The 5,569-nt window shown below is 68.0% G+C and carries 6 protein-coding genes; all 6 read right to left on the bottom strand.

Features of this window, described 5'->3' with window-relative positions; translation table 11 throughout:
• On the bottom strand, positions 1-736 hold a 736-nt coding region (hemC, locus tag HMPREF7215_RS09730; RefSeq protein ID WP_009165686.1), incomplete at its 3' end, for a hydroxymethylbilane synthase.
• The gene (gene cobK, locus HMPREF7215_RS09725; protein ID WP_009165685.1) at positions 733-1,956 is read right to left on the bottom strand and encodes a precorrin-6A reductase; all 1,224 of its coding nucleotides are present in this window, start codon (positions 1,954-1,956) and stop codon (positions 733-735) included. The genes cobK and hemC, both read right to left, overlap by 4 nt.
• Positions 1,953-2,675: a precorrin-3B C(17)-methyltransferase gene (cobJ, locus tag HMPREF7215_RS09720; RefSeq protein WP_009165684.1), complete on the bottom strand. Its 723-nt coding sequence runs from the start codon at positions 2,673-2,675 to the stop codon at positions 1,953-1,955. Before cobJ ends, cobK begins: the two co-directional genes overlap by 4 nt.
• Positions 2,672-3,673 carry a cobalt-precorrin 5A hydrolase gene (locus HMPREF7215_RS09715; RefSeq protein ID WP_009165683.1) on the bottom strand — a complete coding sequence of 334 codons (1,002 nt, stop codon included), beginning with the start codon at positions 3,671-3,673 and terminating at the stop codon, positions 2,672-2,674. The genes cobJ and HMPREF7215_RS09715 overlap by 4 nt, the downstream gene beginning before the upstream one ends.
• Positions 3,670-4,425 (bottom strand): precorrin-4 C(11)-methyltransferase, encoded by a 756-nt coding sequence (gene cobM / locus HMPREF7215_RS09710; RefSeq protein WP_009165682.1) that lies wholly within the window; start codon positions 4,423-4,425, stop codon positions 3,670-3,672. Before cobM ends, HMPREF7215_RS09715 begins: the two co-directional genes overlap by 4 nt.
• A gap of 1 nt (position 4,426) precedes the next feature.
• Positions 4,427-5,569 (bottom strand): bifunctional cobalt-precorrin-7 (C(5))-methyltransferase/cobalt-precorrin-6B (C(15))-methyltransferase (locus HMPREF7215_RS09705; RefSeq protein WP_009165681.1); only part of this gene is annotated, 1,143 nt, incomplete at its 5' end.

The following is a 5,569-nucleotide window of genomic DNA, read 5'->3' as shown; positions in this document are numbered from 1 at the left end:
ACGCGCCGACGGGCGACGCGCAGCCGCCGCCGAGGGCCGCCGAAAAGGCGCGTTCGGCGCGCGCGCAATCCGTCGCGTCGGGATCGAAGATCGCGTCGAGCCAGTCTTCGTTTTTATCGCCGGCGCGCCCCTGGCAGGCGAGAATCCCCTGTCCGGGCGCGGGAACGATTTCGTCGAGCGAAAAGTAACGGCTGACGCGCGCTCTCAAGCCGAGGCGTTCCAGCCCCGCGGCCGCGAGGATCAGCGCCGAGAACTGGCCTTCGTCGAGCTTGCGCAGGCGCGTGCCGACGTTGCCGCGCACGGGACGTACCTCGGCTCCTTCAAACAAGTCGAGCGCCTGCAGGCGGCGGCGCGCCGACGAACAGCCGATCAGCGCGCCGTTCATCGCCTCCGCTCCGGCGGGCAGCGCCAGAACGTCGCGGGGATCGCCGCGGCGAAAGCATGCCAGCAGCGGCAGACGTTCGTCCTGCACGGCGGGCAGGTCTTTGAGACTGTGGACGGCCACGTCGATGCTCCCGTCGAGCAGGGCCTCTTCCAGTTCCCGCGTGAAAAGTCCCTTGATGCCGAACGTGTCCGACGCCTCCGAAAAAGGTTTCATGTCCACGTCGCCGCGGGTGGCGATGGGCACAAGTTCGAGACGGTATTCCGGATGGGCTCGCCCGACGGCGTCCATGACGAGGCGCGTCTGCGCCAGCGCCAGATCGCTTGTGCGGCTGCCAAAACGAAGGGTTTTCATCGGCGCTCTTCTTCTTTCTTGTGGAGTTCCTCGGCAACGATCCCCGGCCAGATCTCTCTGAGGCGGTCGGCCAGACGGCGCGTCGCGGCCGGGTCGAGCCCGCCCGTGGACACCGAAGCGGCCGCTGCGCCGCAGCGGATCAGCGCGGGAAAGTAAAACGTTCCTTCGGCGGCGTTGTCGGCGACGCTGACGGGAACGCCGCGTTTTTTCGCGGCGGCGGCGATGAGGCGATTCTGTTCGCGGCGGTCGGTGGCAGCCACGGCCAGGCAGACGCCGTCGAGATCGCTCTCGCGCCATTCGCGTTTTTCCGTTTCAAAATCCTCCCAGCCGGGGCAGAAACTGACGGCGATCGCGCGCACGGCCGCGCCGCAGCTTTTCAGCGTTTGGGCGCGCCGCAAGGCGACGGGGCCGCCGCCGATCAGCAGGGATTTTTTGCCCTCGAGGGGCAGCCACATCGGAAACAGCGGCGGGCATTCCAGCCCTATTTCGCGGCGCAGCCACAGCAGCGCCTCGTCTACGGTCGCGCCTTCTTCGTCGCCGCGGCCGACGAGGATCACGCGCGCGCCGCGGTTCTGCGCGGCGCGCAGCTTTTCTTCCATGCCGCCGGACGCGCCGCCGTCCTTGGTGACGATCACGGTCGCGCCGGTGGCGGCGAGCATCTGCTCGTTCATGGCGGCGCTGAACGGCCCCTGCATGGCGATCAGGTGCCCGGCGTCGTAGCCAAGCGCCTCGCATTGGGCAATCACGTCCGACGTGGGCAGCACGCGGGCGAAAAGACGCTCCTTTGCTCGGCTCACGCGCGCGAAGGCCGGCAGCTCTTTGCTGCCCACCGTGAGCAGAACTTTTTCGCCGCCGCCGTCCAGCAGCGCCGCCGCTTCTTCCGCCGTGGCGACCGTAGTCACGTCGCCGAACAGCGGGGTCTTGGCGCGCGTCACGCGCAGCAGCTTCACGCCCGCGCGTTCGCAGGCGCGGCGCACGTTCTTCGTCGCTTCCAGCGCGTAAGGGTGCGTGGCGTCGATCACGTGAGTGACGCTTTCGGCGCGGAACAGTTCTTCCATCGCCGTTTCGTCGAGACGGCCCGTGAGCACGCGCACGTTGTCGAGTCCTTCGAGCAGCTTGGCGCCGTAAGCGGTGGCCACGCAGCAAATGGCCGGCACGCCGCGGCGCAGCAGTTCGCGCGCTTCGGTCGTGCCGCCGAAGACCAGCAGACGCCCGCTCATGGCCGCTGATAGCCGCGCGGCGTGACGAGGCGGCCGTCGAGGAATTTTGTGGCGCTGCTGCCGACGATGACCGTGCAGAACATGTCCAGCTTCTCGTCGGCGAGTGCGCCCAGCGTGGTCAGCCGCGCCTCTTCGCCGTCGCGCCCGGCGCTGCGCACCCAGCCGGCCGCCGTTTCGGGGCTTTTCGTCTTCAGCAGCGTTTCGCAGGCCAGGCGCAGATTGTCCGGCCGCCCGCGGCTCATGGGGTTGTAGAGGCAGATCACGAAATCGCCGGCCGCGGCCGCTTCGAGGCGGCGCGCGATCAGCTCCCACGGCGTGAGCAGATCGCTGAGGCTGACGACGGCGAAATCGTGCGTCAACGGCGCGCCGAGCACGGCCGCGGCGGCGCAGGCCGCCGTAACGCCCGGCACGACGATTACCTCGTCGCGTCCCGCCGCCACTTCGAGCATGATGCCCGCCATGCCGTAAACGCCGGGGTCGCCGCTGGAGACGACGCCGACCGTGCTCCCCGCCAGCGAGCGGCGCAGCGCGTCTTCGCAGCGCCGCACTTCGCCCTTCATGGGCGAGACGACCAGGTCCTTGCGCCCCTCGAAACGGGGCGCGATCAGGTCGATGTACGTTTTGTAGCCGACGATGACGTCGCACCGTTCCAGCGCCGCGAGCGCGCGCGGCGTCAGCTGGTCTTCGCCTCCGGGGCCGAGACCGACGACGTAGATCATGCGTTCGCCTCCGTGTCGGGAATGTTCTTCATGGATGAGTCCGCCTTTTCCGTGTGATCGAAAATCTTTCGCCGCGCCAGCGCGAAGGTGACGCCGGGATAGCGCGTTTTGCCGCGCAGCAAGGGGCCGAGATCCGAGGCCAGAACGGCCGCGCGTTCGCAGACGTTGTCCACGCCGGCAACGTCGAGGACTTTTTCGGAATGGGAAAACTGCCCCGGCACGGCGGCGAGTTCCACGGCCGGGAACGTGAGAAAAGGAACTTTCAGTTCGCGCGCCAGAGCGACGAGCCCTTCCTCGTCTTTTTTCAGGTCGATGGAAGCCAGCGCGTAAAGCGATAATTTTGAGACGCCCGCGCCGCTTAAAAAGTCGTCCAACGCCGCGCGCAAATTCTCCAGCGCCGTGCCGCGCTTGCAGCCGACGCCGAGCGCGAGATTGCGCGGCCTCAGCCACAGCGTCACCGGCCAGGGCGCGGGCTGTTCCGCCTCGGTGACGGCGACGCCGATTTTTTCGCCGTCGAGCGCCGCCGCGGAAACGTTCTTGACCGCGCCGATATTTTCGATGACGCAGTCGTGTTCTTTCGCCCATACGTCCACGGCTTCGACCTTATGGACGTCGGTCGCCGTGGTGATGACGGCGCGCCCGCCCGTCAGCGCCGCAACGCGGCGCGCCAGCTCGTTGGCGCCGCCCAGATGCCCCGAAAGCAGCGAGATCACGTTCCGCCCCCGATCGTCGAGACAGACGACCGCGGGGTCGCGCGCTTTGTTCTCGAGGCAGGGAGCGACGGCGCGCACGGCGATGCCGCAGGCCGAGACGAACACGAGCGCGTCGCTGGCGGAAAAATATTCGCGCGTCCAAGCGGCGATGGCCCCCGGCAGCGGCGAGACGCCTTCCCCCGCGTAGCGGGACGGAGCCCAGGCCCAGCCGCCGAGACGGGAAGCGATCAGACGCGCCAGCTCCGTCCCGTCGCGCGTAAAGGCGACGACGTGCAGGGCCGTCATTGGCTGCCCTTGCGGAAGCCGTGCGAAAACGAGGCGTCGTAGAGTTTCGACAGTTCGTAATCGTCGCCGAGGAATCCGCCCACGAGGATCAGCGCCGTGTTGCGGATGCCCGCTTCCGCCGCCATGGCGGCGATGGTCGAAACGACGCCGCGCAGCACTTTCTGCTCGGGCCACGACGCCTTGTAGACCACGGCCGCCGGCGTGTCGGGCGCATAACCGCCCCGCATCAGCGCCGCGCAGGTCTCTTCCATCAGACCGGAGGAAAGGAACAGCGCCATCGAAGCCCCGTGAGCGGCCAGCGACGCCAGTTTCTCTCTGGGGGGCACCGGCGTGCGACCTTCCATACGCGTGATGATCAGCGTCTGGCTGACGGACGGCAGCGTGTATTCCGCCTCCGCGGCGGCCGCGGCGGCGCAGAACGAACTGACGCCGGGCGTGATGTCGTAAGCGACGCCCAGCGCCTTGAGCCGGTCGATCTGCTCGCGGATCGCGCCGTAGATCGACGGGTCGCCGGTGTGCAGCCGTACCACTTCAAGGCCGCGACGGTCGGCGTCGGCCATTTTCTCTATGACTTCGTCCAGCGTCATCGAAGCACTGTTGTAAATTTCGCAGCCCGCGGGCGTGCCGTTCAGCAGTTTGGGATTGACCAGCGAACCGGCGTAGATCACCATGCCCGCCCGCGCCAGCAGTTCCGCGCCGCGCAGCGTGATCAGGTCGGGCGCGCCGGGGCCGGCGCCGACAAAGTGGATCATGTTATCGTCCTTCTTTCTGATGCCCAGCGGTAAACGCCGAGAACACGGTGACGGAATTCTGCGCGGCCATGATGAACGTGCCGCCGATCTTTTTGGCGCGGCCGACGGCTGCCTGCACGGCGTCGAAATCGCGAAAATCCGGTCCGGCGAGGATCTCGGCCGCAGCCGCGTAGGTCTTGAACGCCACCGCCGAGACGACGACGCGGATCCCTTCGCCGAGCGCGGCGACGGCGCGCAACAGCTCCGGCAGTTCGGGGCCGCTGCCGCCGACGAAAACGTGCGTGGGGCGCGGCAGCGACGGCAGCACGGCGGCGTTGTCGCCCCCGTACAGCGCAACGTTGTGCAGGTGGAACTTTTTGACGTTGCGGGCGATCAGCGCCGCGGCGTCGCTTTTTTTCTCCACGGCGCAGACCTGTCCGTCCGTACAGAACAAGGCGGCCGCCACCGTCACCGAACCGGTGCCCGCGCCCAGGTCCCAGAGCGTGGAATCGCGGCGCAGGCGCAGTTCGTCGAGAATCGCCGAACGCACCGTCTCGCGCGTCATCGGCGCGTCCGCGCGGATAAAATCGTCGTCGCGCGGCCGCGCCTGCGGCTTTTCCCACGGAGATGGGTTCTCGATCAGCACCAGCGACAGGTCGTCGTACTCATGCGCCGCCAGTTCCGCAGGAGAACCGCGGCTGAGACGCTGGTCACCGTAGCTGAGCCGTTCGCCGACGGTCAGGCGCAGATGTTCCATGTCCCAGTCCGCCAGCAGGCGGCAGATGCGGCGCGGATCCCACCGCGGCCCGCAGAAGATGATCGTCTTTTTGTTCTGGTCGGCGGCGTCGAGGACCTTCGCCTCGCTGAGATCGCGCCCGTGCCCGGAGAGGACAACGGCGTCGATCCACGTCTCGCACGCTGCGGCGCAGAGGCTTTGCAGCGAGCTGACGCCGGGGATCACCTCGAGCTCGCCGCCGGGGAAGCGTTTTTTGAGCAGCGGCAGTAAACTGAACACGCCCGGGTCGCCGGAGACGAGCACGGCAACGGAGCCGCGGTCGAGCGCGGCGTCGACGGCGGCGAACGTTTCCTCGAACGGACCGAGGCCGATGACGTTGGGGTGATCGCCCGCCAGCGCGCGGTGGCGCGGCGCGGCGACGACGCACCC

The organism is Pyramidobacter piscolens W5455 (assembly GCF_000177335.1).
GTDB lineage: Bacteria > Synergistota > Synergistia > Synergistales > Dethiosulfovibrionaceae > Pyramidobacter > Pyramidobacter piscolens.
This window is presented reverse-complemented; position numbering and strand designations above follow the sequence as displayed.